The sequence below is a fragment of the Geomicrobium sp. JCM 19055 genome, from assembly GCF_000698185.1.
Lineage (GTDB): Bacteria > Bacillota > Bacilli > Bacillales > Marinococcaceae > Geomicrobium_A > Geomicrobium_A sediminis.
In genome coordinates this window covers 1-17,577 of record NZ_BAXL01000018.1, presented here as the reverse complement: position 1 = coordinate 17,577, position 17,577 = coordinate 1, and the positions used below count along the sequence as shown (strand labels likewise).

The window sequence follows — 17,577 nt, the reverse complement described above, 5'->3', positions numbered from 1 at the left end:
TGACCAAATGGTAGACTCCTATTCATCCACAACGTGTAACGGACCTTCCCATACAGCAGTTTTCATGTTGACGTGGTCGTCGTCTTTAAACGGCACACCTTCAGCGATTAATCGCTCTTTTTGAATACCAGCGCCACCAAACACCTCACTGGCAGCAAGTGAACCGTCCCGATAAATGACGCGATGAGCTGGAATCTGTAAATCTGTCGGTACATCTCGCAATGCCCATCCAACCGCTCTTGCACCTCTAGGCTTTCCTAACCACCTTGCAATCAGGCCATAAGTTGCAACCTTTCCTTCAGGAATTTCTGCAGTGACTGTATACACTCGTTCGTAAAAGTTCGATTTCATGTAATCGCCTCTTTTGTTCATGATTTTCTTCGAATAGAAAAGCTTTCCTTTTCACACAATACGATCAAAACTTTGAAAGAAAGGCGTGTCTATATGAGTGTACGATTACGACGTCGTTATAAGCAAAACAAACATCCTGCCTCACACGTGCACGACCACATATCTCCTCACGCCGTGAACAACTTTCATCAAATTATGAAAAGAACGGGTGAAAGTGATGATATTCTTCATCGCTCTTTTTCATTTCCGACGAACAAAACGAAAGCTTCCCTCATTTATGTTGATGGAACCGTTGATAGTCAAGCGATTGAAAAGATCTTAAGCCGAGCAAAGTTCTACTCAGACAACAAAGATGAAAACTATCTTTCTTATTTCAACGAAGTAGGTACGACGAAAGTTCATTCCTCAATTCCAAGTATACTTAATGAACTTTTATCGGGTCACGTCATTATCTTTATTGATGGTCAAACTGATGCTTATAGTGTCTCTCTTATTAAAATTCCAGAACGTTCGATTACAGAACCATTAACTGAAACGGTCATTCGTGGTCCTCGTGAAGGCTTTATTGAGAGTCTTCGTGTCAACACATCACTCGTACGACGTCGATTACCTGATGAGAAATTACGTTTTGAACCACGAACAATCGGGTCACGAACGAAAACAAAAATCAACATCGCTTACATAGAAGGAATTGCCGATGAAAGCTTACTAACGGAATTACGACAACGTTTGGACCGGATCGAAACCGATTCGATTCTTGAAGACGCAAGTATAGAAGAGTTAATTCAAGATGCTACGTATACACCGTTTCCGACCGTCTACTCTTCAGAACGACCAGATACGGTTACGTCTCATTTACTTGAAGGAAAAACGGCAATCTTCGTGGATGGGTCACCGTTTGTCCTGATCGTACCTGCACTCTTTGTACAGTTTTTTTCACAATGCTGAAGACCATACCCAACGAGCAGACATCGCTTCACTCGTGCGACTGTTACGATTCGGCGCTGCCTTTATCGCCTTACTCGCTCCTTCTCTTTATATTGCCATTACGACGTTTCACCAAGAATTAATTCCAACGAGGCTGCTCGGTAACCTTGCCGCCCAAAGTGAAGGAACGCCGTTTCCTACCTTTATTGAAGCTGTCCTTATGGAAATCACCTTTGAGATTTTGCGAGAAGCTGGAATTCGAATGCCTCAACCGGTCGGACAAGCCGTTTCAATCGTTGGGGCAATTGTAATCGGTCAAGCTGCCGTACAAGCGGGGATTTTCTCTGCTGCGGTCGTGATTGTCGTCTCACTAACTGCAATCGCAAGTTTCGTCTTTCCGAGCTATAGCATGGCAAGTCCGTTTCGAATCTTGCGATTTGGTTTTATGGGGCTTGCGGCGTCGTTTGGATTGTTAGGGATCTCCGTCGGCTTTACCGCGATGCTGCTTCATTTATCAAGCTTAAAATCATTTGGTATTCCATATATGTCTGATCTATCACCATTCGTGTATTCCGATCAAAAAGACGCGCTCATACGGTTGCCGAAATGGATGATGAAAGAACGGCCTAAGACGACCGATCACCAAGACGTTGAACGGCAACACACAAAAAAAACCGAGCCCTGACCAATAGGAGTGAAAAAGAATGCTTATGAAACGACTTTCTTCTGGCTTGCTCGTTATACTGAGCGTTTTACTCCTTTCCGGTTGCTGGGACCGTTGGGAGTTAAACGAACTATCCATTATTACCGGAATGGCGATTGATAAATCAGATGATCATTATGAATTGACGATGCAATCAATTAACCCTGCTGAAATTGCCTCCCAAGAAATTGGAAATGGCTATGCGCAAGCGTTTAACACGACCGAAGTAGCTCCGACAATCCACGAATCGTTACGAAAACATGTGAATAAAAGTCCTAGGCGTGCGTTCATTTCTCATTTGCAAGTGCTCGTTATTAGTGAAGAAGTCGCTCGCGAAGGTATTACGAGCATTCTTGATTTCTTTTACCGGGATCATGAAGTACGCTCTGACTTTTTCGTTTTAGTCGCAAAAGACGACCAAAGTGCGAAAGAAATTATGAGTATCGTAACACCTCTTGAAAACGTTCCATCGCAAAATATATTCGATTCACTACAATATGGTGCTCGCTCGTACGGAGGGACACGAATTGTTACGCTAGATGACTTGTATCAAGATGCAACCGCACCAGGGTCGAACCTGCATTAATGGGAGTCACTGTCGCTGGGGATTTAAAAGAAGGTCAAGACCGTGCAAACGCAGAGAAAAATGCTCCAACAACGACGTTACTTATTGAAGGTCTTGCGATGTTCCGTAACAACGCGCTCGTCGGTTGGCTAAATCAAGACCAAAGTAAAGGGCTTAACTATATTACTGGTGATATTAGAGACAGCGTTGGTAGTTTCACTTGCCCAAACGAACCCGATCGTGAGATTGCACTGGAAAGTTTTAAAGAGCGTACAAAGTACGACGTTCGAATCGTGAACAATAAACCAATTATTGACCTGACCGTTGATATCGGTACACATATTTCTGAAGTGAATTGTAAAGATCTTGATCTATCAAAAGAAGAGAACTTCTATCTCATTGAAGATCAATCAGAACAACAATTTATGGCCACATTACAAAGCACCGTAGAAGAAGCAAAGGCTCATCAAGCAGATGTATTAGGGTTTGGTCAAATGATTCACCGCAAGCACCCGAAAGTATGGGAGCAGCTAGAAGATAACTGGGATGAAGAGTTTCCAAACGTTGAAGTGACGTATGAAGTAAACATTAATATTACAGATACAGGCAACATTATCAATTCATTTTCTGAGGATGATTAAGTAGATGGTGATTGGAAACGTCTTAGCTGTCGTGTTCACAAGCTTTATGATTTGGATCACGCAACGGCACACACTAAAACAGAACAATAATAAAAAACTAACTGTCCTTTTCTATAGTTTTTTATCCGCCGCTACCATTCTCGGTTTACTCATCGCCTTGGACGTTAACATCCCGAGCTTCGCCACTGCCAGTACCAAATTCGTAAAACGACTGAGAGGATTGTAAGGCCATGATGCATCAACATGTTTCAACACCGGGTTTATTTGCCCTTACGATGTATAGCACGTGTAGTACATCACTGCTTAGCTTGCCACTCATCCTCGGAACGATGTACAACAAGACGCGTGGATGATTCCGCTTATTGCCGGGAGTGTTGGTTATGTGTTTGTATTGCTCATCTGCAAACTCGGGTTGTTGTACCCAAACAAAAACCTATTTGACATGACAATTACAGCCTTCGGTACAGCACTCGGGCAGTTGTGCAATGCTTTACTCGTGTTGCTTGCAATCCTTACGTTATTCACAGTGATGAATTACTCTGCGGGGTTTATTAGCAGTCATATCCTCGTGTCAACGCCAAACGAATGGATCCTTGCCATTTCAATGACCGTCGTCATTTATGGGGTCTATTTAGGAACAGAAACGTACAGTTTGTTTGCGATCTTATCAACGCCCTTCTTTTTCTTACCTTACGTACTGTTAATCGTGCTCAAAATCCCTGAAGCAGATGGCAGCCTGCTCTTGCCGATGCTGCAACAACCATTCTCAGATTATGTTAGTGCATTTTTGTTTTACTTTTCCGTAACAGCAATTAACGCGATCTTTTTATTGACGTTCTTTCCACAAATGGCAGGTGACAAGAAAAAAAAGCGGTACAAGTCATAAAATTAGGCTATATTTTTGGCAATGTTATTTTATTCGTCATGACATTCCTTTGTACGAGTGTTTTAGGTCCACATTATATGAGTACCTCCTACTACCCTGCGTTCGTTTTGGCTCAACGTATTGCGCTCGGAGGGTTTGTTGAACGCGTTGAAGTGTTAATTACCGTCATTTGGTTTATAACGATTTACTTTAAAATTACCGTTTACTTAACAGCGATTATTTACGGCGTTGGAAGACTCTCGAATTTAGAAACATACAAACCATTATCACTGCCAATCGGCATGTTGATGGTGATGTTAACGGTGCTCGCCTTCTCAAATACTGCAGAGGATTTATTTTATTATCGTTATATCGTCTCAACGCTTTCCCTCATGATTGGGATTACAATCCCATCCGCACTTCTGATCACTACGATTATCAAGAAAAAAAAGACACGCATCCAAAGGAGGCGTCGCTAAATGAGAACCATTGCACAAGTTTCACCACGTTCATACGGTTTTCTCGTTTTCTATGCGACGTGTAGTACCGCGCTTCTTGGACTTGCAACGTCACTCACATCGTTTTTACATCAAGATGCCTGGATCGTTCCAGTCGTAGGAAGTGTACTTGGTGCCGGTGTCGTATTCCTTTTTACGATGCTTGCTCGTTGGTATCCTCTCTTAACGATCTATGAAATCAATGATCAGCTTTTTGGTAAAACAATCGGAACCGTTTTCTCGTTACTCTTTCTGTCATTGCCTGTTTTTCATTTCCCGGCAATTACGTCGTACTCCGTTACGTTCATTCAAAACTATACGTTACCTTCAACACCGTTTATCGTTATCGCGGCAATCGGAATTGGCATTATTGCTTTCGGTATTTTTTTTCAGGTATTGAGCCTATCGCAAGAACGGCGGAGCTTTGTTTCGTCTTTTTCATTGTTCCGCTATTGTTTCTCATCTTTACGACCGCACCGTTAATTGATTTTGGATTTTTACAACCACATTTTACGTTTTCAGTGTTTGACATGACTGAAGCATTTTCAATCTTTTTAGGAAACGTCATTTCAAATGTTGTGATTCAATTAACCGTCTTCCCGAAATACCTTGCAAAGAAAAAAGCTGGGGAGCGAGCGCTTTGGACAGGTTACTCACTTGGTTGTTTGACACTTACCATTATTACCTTCTTGTGTATTGCCGTGTTATCTCCTGAACTCGTTGCAGTTGATCATTATCCAGCATTCACGCTCGCTCAAGAAATTAACGCCGCCGGTTTTCTTCAACGTGTCGAAGCGACGATTACGATCATCTGGTTTATTTGCATCTACTTTAACTTAGTGTTGTATTTTCATTGCATCATCATCGCTTTGAAGCACTTCTTCAAACTGAAAAGTGTGCGCACACTCATTCCAGCGATTGCGTTATTACTCGTTTATTTAGCCGATTATTATTTCAACAATATCGCTGAAGAACGAAGCTTCTATCAATATGTCAGTGTTCCCCATTCCATTACTGTCGGTACACTGCTACCCATCCTAATGGTTACGGTCGGAATTATAAAGAGAAAGAAACAACAAGCGTCGTTATATCCTGCTTACCCTGATGAAGCAACCGTGTACAAACTCCAACACTCAAAAGAGACAAAATCCTCGAAGCAAATCTGATTGGCATGTTTGTCCCTCTTTAGCGATATGTATAAGTATAGAAGCTAAAAGGGGAGGGCTCTGATGGTCTATCGTAGAAAAAAAACGCGTCGTGTCGAACGTTCTTTACCGCGCAATGATGGTCATAAGCGGCGCTTCCCTTGTGGCAATCGCCATCCAACTCTTTTTAATTCCGAATATGGTGATTGATGGTGGCGTGATCGGCGTTGCGCTCATCTTATCTAAAATTACCGGGCTAGGGTTCGGGTTTTTCGTCTTAATTATTAACTTACCTTTTCTTTTTTTTGGATTAAAGCATATCGGTCCGCAGTTTTTTTGTCACATCTCTATTTGCCATTGTCGTCATGGCGATTAGCGAGCAACAACTTGCTCATATGGATTCTTTTATTCACGAGCCGCTCGTATCCACATTGTTCGGTGGGTTTATCTTAGGCGCTGGTGTCGGCATTGTGATCCGCCACGGTGGTGCGCTAGACGGTACTGAAATTCTAGGCATTTTGCTTACGAGAAACCTTCCCTTTTCGGTTGGGGAATTCGTGATGTTTATTAACATCTTTATCTTTGCGTGGGCAGCGTTCGTTTTCGGTGTTGAGCAAGCGATGTTGTCCATCATTACGTACTTTGTCGCTTCTAAAACGATTGATGCGGTCATTCAAGGGATTGATGAGACGAAAGCCGTCATGATTGTGAGCAACAAAAAGAAAAAGCTTAGCTCCGAGATTGTTCATCGACTCGGACGCTCTCTGACGGTCATGCCTGGATACGGCGCGTTTACTCACTCTGATAAAGAGGTGCTCTACATCGTCGTCACGCGACTAGAGGTGATGAAATTAAAGTCAATCGTCTTTGACATTGATAAGGAAGCATTCATTACCGTGATGGATGCACAAGAAGTGCACGGCGGAAAATTTAAGAGTAACACCCATATGTAGTTGGACAAATTGTGCTACACTTAAACTACTTCTACATATAAAGGAGTTGTTGAGTCGTGCCTAAAGATGATAGCCATGTATTTGACCCTACAGAGCTTTCAACACAAGAGATGTATAAATTAATGATTGGATCAGTCGTACCGAGACCGATTGCATGGGTTTCATCACGTTCAAAAGACGGAGTCTCTAACCTTGCTCCTTTTAGCTTTTTTTTACCGTTGCTTCAAGAAAGCCGCCAACCTTATTATTTTCTGTTGGTCCCGGAGTCCAAGAGCGAAGTGGCACGGTTAAAGATACACTCACCAACATACGAGAAACGGAACAATTCGTCATCCACGTCGTTCCAGAACACTTAGCGAATGCGATGCATGAGACGTCTCTTCATTATCCAGAACATATTGATGAATTTAACGAATCGCAGTTAACAGCAATTTCTTCACTTACCGTGCAGCCTCCAACGATTAAAGAGGCTCCTATTGCATTTGAGTGTGAGAAATCTGATATTATTCAAGTCGGTACAGACCACCTCGTACTCGGTAAAGTCAAACGAGTACGTGTTAATGATGACGTTTACTTAGGCAATTATAAGACGAATATCGCGGAACTCTCACCTCTTGCACGGTTAGCCGGTGACTACAGCACGTTAAAGACACCGTCCTTTCCACTTCCAAGGAAAGAAGAGTAACGATGCAATTTATCTTTGATTTGGACGGAACAATCGTCTTTAACGGGAAGAAAATGTCGACATTGATTGCTGATGAACTTGTCGCACTCAAAGAATACGGCCACGATGTTACCTTTGCATCCGCGAGAGGGATCCGTGATATGCTTCCTGTTATTGATGAGCGTCTGCATAACGTTCGATTGATCGGTGCCAACGGTGCTGTCGTTTGGGAGAATCAAAAACTCAGGCGTTATGTAGACATCGATCACGAAACTTTTCGTACTGTAACAGCCATTCTTCAAGACATCGATGCACCTACTTAATTGACGGTCATTGGGACTATAGCATTGTCGGGGACGAAGAACATCCATTTCTCCCGCTGATTAATGTTTTACAAGACGCTAAAGAGGTCTCTGTTGACGAGTTGCAATTCATTTCAAAGCTACTCGTTTTAGAATGCGGCGACCCAACGCCACTCCTTGATCAGATTCCGACATTAAACATTACGAGACATCGTTACCGCGATGAAGCTCGTTTTGATTTAACTGGCGAGAACGTAAACAAGCGAGCTGGATTTCAAAGCGTTTGCGCCGAAGATTACATTATGTTCGGCAATGACTTGAACGATTTGCCATTGTTCCAAAAAGCCGTTCATTCGGTGATGATCGGTGACTTCGCGCCTCTGTTCCCTTATGCGAAGGAACAGATCCAATTGAACGCAAGGACAGAAGCAATGATTGTAGAGACCATTCGTTCACTAAAAGAAAAACATACCATTTAACGTAAAAAAACCATCGGTGCAATTGCACCGATGGTTTTTGATGTGTTACGTACGTTGTACGTTTCCCTTTTTGATGACGATTCGACGAAATGGGAAATCTTCCTCTTTATCAGGAATCGGAAAGCGGTTGAATTCAGCAACGATTGTCCGCTCATATTCTGCGATGACCTTCATCATCTCACCTTCGTATTTCACTGATTCACCAATTTGAAACAACTTCTCTTTTTCTTCCATAAAATTTCACCTAGCCTTTATGCGGTAAAATCAATACATGACTAGCATTGTACCACACAACTAGGCGTATGACGAGTGTTACGCTTGGAAATCGTGCTCATAGTACTCATTAATCTGTTGAATAACAGATGGCGCCTCTGTCGTCTCGTTTTTGTTATTTTCTTTCATTTCTTGATAACGGTGTGTCATTTCCATAGGTTTCCTCTCCCTTTTTGGAATAGTGTATGCTCATTGTAAGCTATTGTTATAATACAGTCAACTATTTTTATCAATTTTATATAACAATTCTGGATATTTCTTTTATCCCTTTCACACAATGGATATTCGCCTATTAATCAGCATAAATTGTAGATCCACTTACTTAGCACTCCAAAAAAATCCCGTTTCTATACTACTGTAAATCTTTAATTGTTTATCTGTTTTAATACAGGGAGCGATTTATTGACGCTCTGACACAAAAAAAAGAAAGCGAGTCATCGAACAATACTTCGTTCGATGACTCGCTTTTATTGTTTTAAACATTTACGGTTGCATAGCTGTCCATTACACGGATGAGTTGTTCATAGTTTGGTTTTGATACTTGAGTGCTAACACCCACTTCATCATTTCGCTCTACGACGTTCTCGCTTTCAATGGCTGAGAATAACACGATCGGAACAGCTTTATGCGTTTGATCGTCTCGGATGTACTTCGTTAATTGATGACCAGTTAGACCCGGCATCTCTAAGTCTGTCACGATCAAGTCACAGTGGTTTAATCGCTGTAACGCTTCAAATGCTTTACGACCGTCATCGAAATACTGGACATTCGTATAACCTGCTGCTGTTAGCTGTGTGCGGAGCACCACTAACATTGTTTTTGAATCCTCAATCGCGACGACCATTTTCTGTTCCCGCTCATTCACATAACGATACGTCTCATCTTGACTAAGCGACGATTCACTTGCAATATCCATAATCATTTTCTCGTAATCGAGCAAAAAGATCGATTTGTCTTCTAACATGAACGTTCCTGTTGCTTGCGCTTCACTGCCAGCAGCAATTTCATCGGCATTGTGCACGTTTGACCAGTTCACGCGTACAAATTTGGTCCACATCTTCAATTAAGAGCGCCATCGTAAGCTCATTGATCTCTACGATCATCATTTTCGTTTGATCGTTGTTTTGAGCTGGCAAGTCTAACACTTTGCCTACGTCGATCACTGGAATGGTCTCCTCACGGACTTGAATCACGCCTTCAACAAAGTGATGACGATTCGGTGTCGGTGTGATCGGTTGCACCGTTATAATTTCTCGTATTTTTAAAATGTTAATGGCCAAGTGAATGGCGTTCGCACGGTAAACCATGACTTCAAATTCATTTAAATCCTCATTTTCATAATCCGTTTCATCAAAAAAGGAACTCATCTTGTCTGCCTCCTATACACACTCTACTGTATATATCGGCAGTACGATAAAAACTATTAAAAAAAGCCAAGAAAACATGAAAGTTTTCTTGGCTTCTCAAGATGATTACTCTTTAAGATCTTCAATTGAATCAATGTCCATGTAAGCAGGTACCGTTAATCCAAGTGCTGCTTCACCGTCAAGGTTCGGTCCAAGATCTTCGTACTGATCTTCCATTTGTGCGTGGTATTCTTCATGCGTTCCTGGTAACCAAGCGGCAACCATTGCATCTGCATCACCGTTCGCTACAGCTGTAAACATGATGTTTGCTTCCATTGAGCTCATACTTACATCATAACCTAGGCTCTCAAGAACAAGACCAACGACGTTTGTTGATGCGATTTCAGTATCCCAAGCAACGTATGCAAGTAGGATTTCGTCTCCATCCACTTCAGAGATTCCCTCTGTCCATCCGTCAACGACGTCTTGGTTCTCATCGATCCAGTTTTGTGCAGCTTCGACTTCGTCTGTTCCTTCATGAATCTCTAACATAACCGCATCCATGTCTTCTGCTGTCCAAGCAAAGTTGTCTAGCATCTCGTGAGCTTCAGGCATGTCACTTGAAAGTCCTTCACGAACAATCGTATGAATGCTCTCTGCATCTCCGAATGAGTTCTCAGGATCATCGAGGATCTTTAGGTCATATGCTTCAAATTTCCAGTGAGGTGTCCACCCTGTAACGATGATTGGCTCTTCGTTATTAATCGCTGTCGTTAACTCTTGAGTCATTGCAGCACCTGTACTCGTCTGTACGTTCCAACCTTCAAGGTCGTAATCTTCGATTGCACGTTCAGCCGCCGCTACAACCCCTGCTCCAGCGTCGATTCCTGTGATCGTGTAATCTAACTCTTCACCGTAGTTCGTACCCGCTGTATCAGCGTCATCTTCGTCTTCACTCGCTTCAGTGTCACCGTTCTCATCTGCTGTGTCTTGCTCTTCCGCGTCGTCCGTCCCACATCCAGCTGCAACGAGTGCAAGTGTTAATGTTGATGCAAACCCAATTCTTTGCCAATTCTTCTTCATACATACACGCTCCCTTAGATCTCTTTTTTTTCGTTAATTTGACCCCCACACGCTGTCAGCGCTAGGGAAGATTTCGTTATGATTTACGTTTTCTAAGTCCGAACCCTGCTGTTAGACGGTCGAGGATAATGGCAACAACAACAATCGCAAGTCCTGCCTCAAAACCACTACCGACATCATTTCGTCCAACCGCGGTGTACACAATGTCTCCGAGTCCATCTGCACCGATCATTGACGCAATAACGACCATTGAAAGTGATAACATAATGGTCTGGTTCACACCGGCCATAATCGTCGTTTTCGCCATTGGAAGTTGAACTTTAAATAGTTTTTGAGTACCTGTTGAACCGAATGCATCTGCAGCTTCAATCGCTTCTGTCGAAACTTCGCGAATTCCGAGATTCGTCAAACGAATCGTTGGTGGCATACCGAAGATCACAGAGGCAATAACACCTGGCTCCATACCAATTCCAAAGAAGGCAACCGCAGGAATCAAGTAAACAAATGCTGGCATCGTTTGCATAAAGTCTAGAATCGGTTTCACAATCGCTTCAACCGTATTGTTCTTCGCCATCCAAATTCCAATCGGAACACCGATGACAATCGAGAGAATCGTTGCGGCTAGTATGAGTGATAACATCGTAATCATGTCATCCCAGAAACCGAGGTTCACGATGAGTAATAGTCCGAAAAACACAAAAGCTGTGAGGCCAATTTTACGGCCTGCGAAAAAGTATGTTACCGCAGTTAAAATTGCAATAAATAATAGCGCAGGAACAAGATCCATTCCCCAGTATAACCCTTGGAGAATCCAACTAATCACTTGTTCAATTGAATCAAAGATAAAGTCTGCATTCGTCATCCAATCAACGACACTTCTTGTCCATTCGTCAAGAGGAATTCTAGGAATTGCTTCAGTCATCTAGATTCACCTCTTTTCCAGAAAGTGCAGCCAAGATTGAGCTTCGAATGATAATGCCTCTAAGCTTCCCATCTTCAAGTACCGCAATCGGGTAGCTCGTCTCTGCTGTCAGTTCAATAACATCATTTACCGGTGTATCCATTTCAACGACCTTTAGCGCGTCTCTTTTAATGGCAGACGTAAGATCGTCTTGTTTCTCATCAACGAGCTTGCGAACGTCACTCGCATCGACAATTCCGATCAATTCACGGTTTCTTTTCACCGCAAAAATACTCGATATTCCGTTTTCACGCATGCGTTGCAACGCAACTCTTGGACCTTCACGTTCGGGTTGTACCGTTTCCGGACGCATCATAACGTTGGATGCAGTATACACTTTCGAACGATCGACATCTTCGACAAATTTCTCAACATACTCATCTGCTGGATTTGTGAGAATCTCTTCTGGCGTTCCAATTTGAACAATTTTCCCATCTTTCATAATCGTAATGCGATCACCAATTCGAAGTGCTTCATCAAGGTCATGCGTGATGAAAATGATCGTCTTCTTCATCGTCTCTTGTAGATCTAACAATTCGTCTTGCATGTCTTTACGAATTAATGGGTCAAGTGCTGAAAAGGCTTCATCCATCAGCAATACGTCCGAATCATTCGCAAACGCTCGAGCAAGTCCAACACGCTGCTGCATACCACCTGATAATTCGTCTGGATATTTATTTTCATATCCCTCAAGTCCAACGAGCTTTAAAGACTCCATCGCTTTTTCAGTACGCTGCTTCTTCTCTACCCCTTGAATCTCAAGGCCATATTCCACGTTGCTAAGTATCGTACGAAATGGGAATAAGCCAAACTTCTGGAATACCATACTCATATCTTTACGACGTATGTTACGTAATGTTTTCTGATCAACCGTTGCAAGGTCGTTTCCGTTCAAGTATACCGAACCTTGTGTTGGTTCAATAAGACGATTTAGCAATCGAACGAGCGTCGACTTCCCACTACCTGAGAGACCCATAATAACGAAGATCTCACCGTCTTCCACCTCAAACGATGCTTTGTTAACCCCTACAGTTAATCCTGTTTTTTCGAGAATTTCCGCTTTTGATTTATCTTCGCTTAATAGCGAAAGCGCTCGATTCGGCTTCTTACCGAATACTTTTGTCAGATTCTCCACTTTAATCTTTGACAATGCATCCACCCCTCCAACAATTTATGAGTATATCACTATACTTTCATTTCTTATTCGGCCAAGACAATGTGTGCATGCTATTTGCACCATATTCCAAAACTATACGCTGTTTATCATGTTCGCTCAAATGGATTCTAACGTTCCTATACTCGATATTTGATATTCAATATGAATTAAACGGACACTGCGTATTAAATTCTAATGATAGCTCCATCATTCTCCCATTTTGAACGAAACTGAGAATATTTGCGAAAAATTAATCGAAAAACACGAGATTCACGATTGAAGGTTTGGAATTGAATCTATTATGTAAAAATAATATCTCTACCGACAGCTACTTTTTCCCTAATCCACTGTTTTCAAAACCTATTTTTCGTCAAAAATCGCGATTTAACTACAACTTTTTTTCACAGAGGTTGGTTAAACCTAGTTTCAACCAATAAAAAACCAGACGAGCTTATGCTCATCTGGTTGACGTAAACTTAAATGTGAATCGTCACATCGTTTTCTTCTTGTAGTTCAGGAATTAATGTGTTGAACACATATTCTTGTTCTTTCTCTTGCTGCAATGCTTGGCGAAGCTCATCTTCTAGCTCTTCCAATTCAGGAACTTCTTGTGGTTCATGCATTGGCGCTTCTTCTTCATCCGCTTCTTCTTGTTGTTCTTCCATCATTGCGTTCATTTCTTCAATTTGTTGAACTTCTTGCTCGTAAGCTTCTTCAACTTCTTCATCAGTTACTTCAACATCCGCTTCGTTTGTTGCGTACATGTCAGCGGATACGGCTGTTCTAAGATCGTCACGTACTTCATCTGCTGTTACGCCTTGTTCTTCTTCAATAGAACTGTAAATCTCTTCGACTTCCATACCTGGTTGTCCATAATGCATCAAAACGTACTCATCGATTTCGTCGTCCGTCGCTTCGACACCTTCAGCTTCAGCTGCTTGCTCTAACAACTCTTGTCCGACAAGACCTTGTACGATATTCTCTGATAGTTCAGGGTCTAGTTCATCGCCTTCCATAGGCATACCAAACATCATCATTTGTTGCATTTGGAACATATATTGATCTTCAAAAAGATCTCTAGAAATTTCAGTTCCATTTACTTCAGCGACAACTTCTGGTAGTTCACTAAAGTCAGGATTTGGCATCTCGTCTTCAGGAGAAGCTTGTTGTTCCTCACCATTCTCGACATCAGCTTCTTCGTTTTGCTCTTGCTCTTCATCACCACATGCAACGAGTCCAACCGATAACATGAGTGCGAAGCCTCCTGCTAGCCATTTCTTCTTCAAGATGACATCCCCTTTCTTTCATGCAGTTGTACGCATTGTATCACACACGCAGGGGATGCACGCAACGTCTTTGACAGTTTCTCTTTATCTTTGACAGTTGTGACAAATCATTGACGGTGGTAGCGGTCTGTGTTGCGTTTAACGTGTTCGTTATAGACCTGCGGTAATTTTCACCCGCAAATTTGCGAACATCGTCTTCCTTATAATGCTTTTGCATATAGTCGATTAAATTGAGGATGCCTCTAGGCGATTCAAGACCACTCACACTTTGAGGAATGCCATCGAAGTCCGAACCAAACCCGACATAATCACTTCCAATTGAACCGGCAATATGGTCGATATGACGAAGTAAATCAGCGAATGTCGCTTCTTCACTACCATTTATAAATTTCGGGAAGAATGTCATGCCGACAAGGCTGTTTTTATCTTTTATTACTTGCAACTGTTCTTCTGTTAGATTCCGTGGGTGATTGTGGATTGTCCGGCTATTCGCATGACTGACAAAGAAAGAATCACTTAATGACGCTGCTTCAAAGTAACTATCATCATGTAAATGTGCACCGTCTACAATCATTCCCTCATTGCGTAAAAATGTGACGACTTCACGGCCTTTGTTCGTTAAACGATGACCTTGTTCTTCCATACAACCAGCGGCTAGTGCATTGCTTTCATTCCACGTAAGTCCGACACTTTCAACGCCAAGCCGCTTTATAAGTCGCCATTTCATCCAATCGTCTTGAAGCCCATCTGCGCCTTCTAAAGCTAATATGGCTCTCGTTTTTGACGTTTCAGTAAGCGGTGTACATGGCGCAAATTCAATTTGATCGTTCGATACGATCAAATTGTAAAAGTGATCGACTTGTCGCAATACTGCGTCAAATAAATCGGCGCGTTCATCATAAACCGGTGCAAACAGTGCAAACAATTGCATGTTCACTTGTCCTTCACGTAATGACGATTCAGTAATTGTCATCCCTTCTGTAAACGAAGGGGTCTCCGCTTCAAATTGACGCAACGTAGCGTCACAATGACCATCTGCAATAAACATCGTTTCAGTCCTTTTCCGTTAAAATTTAGTGATCCATTGAACGATGGACAACACGTTTTCATAGGCTATGTAGTAAAGAAGTACAACCGAGAACGAGACTTTAATCTTCGAAAGGTGGTGATGGAATGTTTAAGAATACGCAACACGTTCAAGGTCGCCCGCCGCAGTTTGCCAATCAGCAGCCGTATATGTATCCACCAAGACCTTATCCACCTTCTGTGCCCCCTTACCCTCAATCAGCAGAGTATACGTCTCACCCTTACGGCGCAGCTCAGTCAATGGGGTTCCCAGGGCAAATGCCTAAACAAAAGAAAATGAATATGAAAAGCTTAATGAACGGCTTCGTTGACCAAGAAGGACAAATTGACGTTCAGAAAACGATGGCAACAGTCGATACTGCAATGAAAACGTACCAACAAGTTACGCCGATGATTAAGCAGTTGGCAACCTTTTTCATTACGAGACCTTAATGCTAAAAAAAGACTCCCTCAGACAGGGAGTCTTTGTTAATGCTGTTTCCAGTCTAAAGGTAAAGGTCGAAGATAAATCTTCACGTGATATGGGAACGACCCTTGATTTCTAGCTTCGGTTAGCGCATCGTACATTCGCTTACCAGCAGGGGCATTCGCGGAGTGAACCGTAATCCGCTCTGCATATCGTCTATGGTCAATCATATATTGAACAACTTCAAAACCATTCTTCTGGTCTGTTCCTAAGTCATGATCAAGTGACAAATGATTTAATGGTAAGTCTGTCTTCAAAATCGCAATACAGTCTTCAGCAGTTCGCACAAGATGGTGGTCACCCGGGCTTTCACGGACGTCATCCATAAACACTTTATCCATGTTACCACCTAAGCTTTCTTGGCTTATAGTTAAAATATGTCACCTACTCAATTTTGTCTACGTTCATCGTATCATAGAAACGCTTAGAAAACAAATGAATGCAAGGTAAATTCTGAAAACTAAAAATGTCCACTAAATGATGACTCTTTTAGTGAACATAATCATGATCAAACAAATAATGATAGGCAATGTCTATAAAAACGTACTCGCTAGTAGTAATTGGATAAGAGAACGTACGAATGTGCTCATTTGACGTCAAATCTTTATACAATACGGACAATACACCCTTCCCATCAACATTCATGCGAATAATGTTCTCCAAGAAATACGGTCGCCAACTCCAATTTTGCCAACGATTCGCTTCATCTAGCTTCCACACTCCGTCTGACTGCACTGCATTGGCGGATTGCTGCTCTCCATCGTTATTTACGATGTACACCCGAAAACAAACGTCTTCGAGTCGTTTCCCAATTGTAAGCGCTAGATCATCGTACGAGCGTGTTTTCTCTTCTTCAAGAACGCTCGACACTCGCCGATCTAAATACACGGTAAAATCAAGCAAGCGCTGGATACGGTTTTGCTCAAACGAGACGAATGAACGGAAATGCTTCACTAAGTCTGCTTGATACGATTGGTTGTGAGCTGTCGACTCTTTTTTCATGGCTAAAAAGTTCCCTTGTACGAACCTTGCGCCATGTTTCCACGCATCGGTGAGCTGCTGAAAGCTTTCAACCCCTTGAAATAGTAGCGACGCACCGATCTTGCTCGCTGCAATCGAATAGACGTGTAATAACTCGCGATGAACGTTCGCAACGTCATCTTCAATGTCGTTCATATCAATTTCAATAATGTCTGGCTTTACGTGTACGATATCAGACATCGCAATTTCTTTAATGGACGTATGCTTCATTGACACACGCAATCCACTCATTTGCAAATAATACGTAAAATGTTTATGATCTGCCCAACTGGTGAATTCATCAGTTAACAGAATACCGAGGACAACCTGATCTTTAACCGTTTCTAGTTCTTCAACGAGGCTGTCCCCAATCGTTCCAGTATACAATTCAGGTCGAATTGTTACATAAATAGCCTTTCCTGGTGCAAGTGCTGACAGCTCTTTAAAAGCAATTCTACGAACGTGCTGATCTACTTCCAGACGATACTCTTCTGGAATTGTACGGTTGTTTAGAAAAGAAGTGAGCTCATACTCTTGTCCTTCATCTCGGTAATACGGAAACACTTCGTACCCGACAACTTTTTGGCTGCCTGTCACAAAGATTGCTTGAAACTTCGGAGATATTTTGTCCATGTTCATCATGATGTCTAGTTCGTCAATAAGCCATCTCCCCTAACTTCCTTCACGCAAGAAATTTAGCAATCGCCTGCGATGTCTTTTCTGGAATTTCTTCTGGCAACAAATGACCGACATTTGAATAGACGTGAAGCTTACTATTTGGTAATTCTTTGTCTAAATATCGCCCAAC

At 42.2% G+C, this 17,577-nt stretch carries 22 protein-coding genes and 3 pseudogenes; 14 read left to right on the top strand and 11 right to left on the bottom strand.

Annotated elements, in window-relative coordinates; genetic code table 11:
* Positions 1–18 precede the first annotated feature (18 nt).
* Positions 19–351, bottom strand: a complete 333-nt coding sequence (locus JCM19055_RS15700; protein WP_042360394.1) for an MGMT family protein — start codon at positions 349–351, stop codon at positions 19–21.
* Between the two features lie 93 nt (positions 352–444).
* Between JCM19055_RS15700 and JCM19055_RS32025 the strand changes: the two are divergent.
* The 13 genes and pseudogenes from JCM19055_RS32025 to JCM19055_RS27530 all read left to right on the top strand — a co-directional run bounded on the left by JCM19055_RS32025 (position 445) and on the right by JCM19055_RS27530 (position 8,092).
* A pseudogene (locus tag JCM19055_RS32025) lies at positions 445–1,963 on the top strand (spore germination protein).
* Between the two features lie 19 nt (positions 1,964–1,982).
* Complete coding sequence (locus JCM19055_RS15690) at positions 1,983–2,567, top strand: Ger(x)C family spore germination protein (RefSeq protein ID WP_042360393.1); 585 nt, start codon at positions 1,983–1,985, stop codon at positions 2,565–2,567.
* A complete protein-coding gene (locus JCM19055_RS15685) occupies positions 2,567–3,187 on the top strand; it encodes a Ger(x)C family spore germination C-terminal domain-containing protein (protein ID WP_042360392.1) in 621 nt (206 codons plus the stop codon). The genes JCM19055_RS15690 and JCM19055_RS15685 overlap by 1 nt, the downstream gene beginning before the upstream one ends.
* Before the next feature lie 230 nt (positions 3,188–3,417).
* On the top strand, positions 3,418–3,540 hold the full coding sequence (locus JCM19055_RS30020; protein WP_265182238.1) for a hypothetical protein: 123 nt from the start codon (positions 3,418–3,420) through the stop codon (positions 3,538–3,540).
* Positions 3,537–4,073 (top strand): GerAB/ArcD/ProY family transporter, encoded by a 537-nt coding sequence (locus tag JCM19055_RS15675; RefSeq protein WP_042360390.1) that lies wholly within the window; start codon positions 3,537–3,539, stop codon positions 4,071–4,073. Before JCM19055_RS30020 ends, JCM19055_RS15675 begins: the two co-directional genes overlap by 4 nt.
* Before the next feature lie 38 nt (positions 4,074–4,111).
* On the top strand, positions 4,112–4,531 hold the full coding sequence (locus JCM19055_RS15670; protein ID WP_265182237.1) for a spore germination protein: 420 nt from the start codon (positions 4,112–4,114) through the stop codon (positions 4,529–4,531).
* Complete coding sequence (locus tag JCM19055_RS15665) at positions 4,532–5,032, top strand: GerAB/ArcD/ProY family transporter (protein WP_042360388.1); 501 nt, start codon at positions 4,532–4,534, stop codon at positions 5,030–5,032.
* Positions 5,002–5,715, top strand: coding sequence for a GerAB/ArcD/ProY family transporter (locus tag JCM19055_RS15660; RefSeq protein ID WP_042360387.1), 714 nt, complete (start codon positions 5,002–5,004; stop codon positions 5,713–5,715). The genes JCM19055_RS15665 and JCM19055_RS15660 overlap by 31 nt, the downstream gene beginning before the upstream one ends.
* A 115-nt stretch (positions 5,716–5,830) precedes the next feature.
* Positions 5,831–6,647 (top strand): annotated as a pseudogene (locus JCM19055_RS15655) (YitT family protein).
* Between the two features lie 56 nt (positions 6,648–6,703).
* The gene (locus JCM19055_RS32020; RefSeq protein ID WP_370543177.1) at positions 6,704–7,003 is read left to right on the top strand and encodes a hypothetical protein; all 300 of its coding nucleotides are present in this window, start codon (positions 6,704–6,706) and stop codon (positions 7,001–7,003) included.
* Positions 6,919–7,332: pseudogene (locus JCM19055_RS15650) on the top strand (flavin reductase family protein); the annotation flags it as partial. The gene JCM19055_RS32020 and the pseudogene JCM19055_RS15650, both read left to right, overlap by 85 nt.
* Positions 7,333–7,334: 2 nt before the next feature.
* Positions 7,335–7,634, top strand: a complete 300-nt coding sequence (locus JCM19055_RS24325) for an HAD family hydrolase (RefSeq protein ID WP_052366422.1) — start codon at positions 7,335–7,337, stop codon at positions 7,632–7,634.
* 101 nt (positions 7,635–7,735) lie between these two features.
* Positions 7,736–8,092, top strand: coding sequence for an HAD hydrolase family protein (locus JCM19055_RS27530; RefSeq protein WP_052366421.1), 357 nt, complete (start codon positions 7,736–7,738; stop codon positions 8,090–8,092).
* Between the two features lie 45 nt (positions 8,093–8,137).
* On the opposite strand, the gene JCM19055_RS15640 is transcribed toward JCM19055_RS27530, so the two are convergent.
* The 8 genes from JCM19055_RS15640 to JCM19055_RS15605 all read right to left on the bottom strand — a co-directional run bounded on the left by JCM19055_RS15640 (position 8,138) and on the right by JCM19055_RS15605 (position 15,245).
* The gene (locus JCM19055_RS15640; RefSeq protein WP_042360386.1) at positions 8,138–8,326 is read right to left on the bottom strand and encodes a hypothetical protein; all 189 of its coding nucleotides are present in this window, start codon (positions 8,324–8,326) and stop codon (positions 8,138–8,140) included.
* Between the two features lie 514 nt (positions 8,327–8,840).
* Positions 8,841–9,401 (bottom strand): response regulator, encoded by a 561-nt coding sequence (locus JCM19055_RS15635; RefSeq protein ID WP_265182236.1) that lies wholly within the window; start codon positions 9,399–9,401, stop codon positions 8,841–8,843.
* Positions 9,370–9,732 carry a chemotaxis protein CheW gene (locus JCM19055_RS15630; RefSeq protein ID WP_042360384.1) on the bottom strand — a complete coding sequence of 121 codons (363 nt, stop codon included), beginning with the start codon at positions 9,730–9,732 and terminating at the stop codon, positions 9,370–9,372. Before JCM19055_RS15630 ends, JCM19055_RS15635 begins: the two co-directional genes overlap by 32 nt.
* Positions 9,733–9,837: 105 nt before the next feature.
* Positions 9,838–10,794, bottom strand: a complete 957-nt coding sequence (locus tag JCM19055_RS15625; RefSeq protein ID WP_042360383.1) for a glycine betaine ABC transporter substrate-binding protein — start codon at positions 10,792–10,794, stop codon at positions 9,838–9,840.
* A gap of 76 nt (positions 10,795–10,870) precedes the next feature.
* The gene (locus JCM19055_RS15620; RefSeq protein ID WP_042360382.1) at positions 10,871–11,716 is read right to left on the bottom strand and encodes a proline/glycine betaine ABC transporter permease; all 846 of its coding nucleotides are present in this window, start codon (positions 11,714–11,716) and stop codon (positions 10,871–10,873) included.
* A complete protein-coding gene (locus tag JCM19055_RS15615; protein WP_042360381.1) occupies positions 11,709–12,905 on the bottom strand; it encodes a glycine betaine/L-proline ABC transporter ATP-binding protein in 1,197 nt (398 codons plus the stop codon). Before JCM19055_RS15615 ends, JCM19055_RS15620 begins: the two co-directional genes overlap by 8 nt.
* A 482-nt stretch (positions 12,906–13,387) precedes the next feature.
* Entirely contained in the window at positions 13,388–14,197 is an 810-nt protein-coding gene (locus tag JCM19055_RS15610; protein WP_042360380.1) for a SurA N-terminal domain-containing protein, read from the bottom strand.
* A gap of 40 nt (positions 14,198–14,237) precedes the next feature.
* Positions 14,238–15,245, bottom strand: a complete 1,008-nt coding sequence (locus JCM19055_RS15605) for a dipeptidase (protein WP_042360379.1) — start codon at positions 15,243–15,245, stop codon at positions 14,238–14,240.
* A gap of 125 nt (positions 15,246–15,370) precedes the next feature.
* Here JCM19055_RS15605 and JCM19055_RS15600 point away from each other — a divergent pair, with 125 nt between their 5' ends.
* Positions 15,371–15,715 (top strand): YppG family protein, encoded by a 345-nt coding sequence (locus JCM19055_RS15600; protein WP_042360378.1) that lies wholly within the window; start codon positions 15,371–15,373, stop codon positions 15,713–15,715.
* Positions 15,716–15,751: 36 nt separating this feature from the next.
* Here the strand turns inward: JCM19055_RS15600 and JCM19055_RS15595 are convergent, their stop codons facing one another.
* Together JCM19055_RS15595 and JCM19055_RS15590 are read right to left on the bottom strand one after the other, a co-directional pair.
* Complete coding sequence (locus JCM19055_RS15595) at positions 15,752–16,090, bottom strand: cyclic-phosphate processing receiver domain-containing protein (protein ID WP_042360377.1); 339 nt, start codon at positions 16,088–16,090, stop codon at positions 15,752–15,754.
* A 148-nt stretch (positions 16,091–16,238) separates the two neighbouring features.
* Positions 16,239–17,402: an EAL-associated domain-containing protein gene (locus JCM19055_RS15590; RefSeq protein WP_152549924.1), complete on the bottom strand. Its 1,164-nt coding sequence runs from the start codon at positions 17,400–17,402 to the stop codon at positions 16,239–16,241.
* Positions 17,403–17,577: the final 175 nt, after the last annotated feature.

Coding starts and splice junctions, on each gene's coding strand:
- JCM19055_RS15700 (WP_042360394.1), bottom strand. CDS start 351: ATGAAATCGAACTTTTACGAACGAGTGTATACAGTCACTGCAGAAATT.
- JCM19055_RS15690 (WP_042360393.1), top strand. CDS start 1,983: ATGCTTATGAAACGACTTTCTTCTGGCTTGCTCGTTATACTGAGCGTT.
- JCM19055_RS15685 (WP_042360392.1), top strand. CDS start 2,567: ATGGGAGTCACTGTCGCTGGGGATTTAAAAGAAGGTCAAGACCGTGCA.
- JCM19055_RS30020 (WP_265182238.1), top strand. CDS start 3,418: ATGATGCATCAACATGTTTCAACACCGGGTTTATTTGCCCTTACGATG.
- JCM19055_RS15675 (WP_042360390.1), top strand. CDS start 3,537: ATGATTCCGCTTATTGCCGGGAGTGTTGGTTATGTGTTTGTATTGCTC.
- JCM19055_RS15670 (WP_265182237.1), top strand. CDS start 4,112: ATGACATTCCTTTGTACGAGTGTTTTAGGTCCACATTATATGAGTACC.
- JCM19055_RS15665 (WP_042360388.1), top strand. CDS start 4,532: ATGAGAACCATTGCACAAGTTTCACCACGTTCATACGGTTTTCTCGTT.
- JCM19055_RS24325 (WP_052366422.1), top strand. CDS start 7,335: ATGCAATTTATCTTTGATTTGGACGGAACAATCGTCTTTAACGGGAAG.
- JCM19055_RS15640 (WP_042360386.1), bottom strand. CDS start 8,326: ATGGAAGAAAAAGAGAAGTTGTTTCAAATTGGTGAATCAGTGAAATAC.
- JCM19055_RS15630 (WP_042360384.1), bottom strand. CDS start 9,732: ATGAGTTCCTTTTTTGATGAAACGGATTATGAAAATGAGGATTTAAAT.
- JCM19055_RS15625 (WP_042360383.1), bottom strand. CDS start 10,794: ATGAAGAAGAATTGGCAAAGAATTGGGTTTGCATCAACATTAACACTT.
- JCM19055_RS15620 (WP_042360382.1), bottom strand. CDS start 11,716: ATGACTGAAGCAATTCCTAGAATTCCTCTTGACGAATGGACAAGAAGT.
- JCM19055_RS15605 (WP_042360379.1), bottom strand. CDS start 15,245: ATGTTTATTGCAGATGGTCATTGTGACGCTACGTTGCGTCAATTTGAA.
- JCM19055_RS15600 (WP_042360378.1), top strand. CDS start 15,371: ATGTTTAAGAATACGCAACACGTTCAAGGTCGCCCGCCGCAGTTTGCC.
- JCM19055_RS15595 (WP_042360377.1), bottom strand. CDS start 16,090: ATGGATAAAGTGTTTATGGATGACGTCCGTGAAAGCCCGGGTGACCAC.
- JCM19055_RS15590 (WP_152549924.1), bottom strand. CDS start 17,402: ATGGACAAAATATCTCCGAAGTTTCAAGCAATCTTTGTGACAGGCAGC.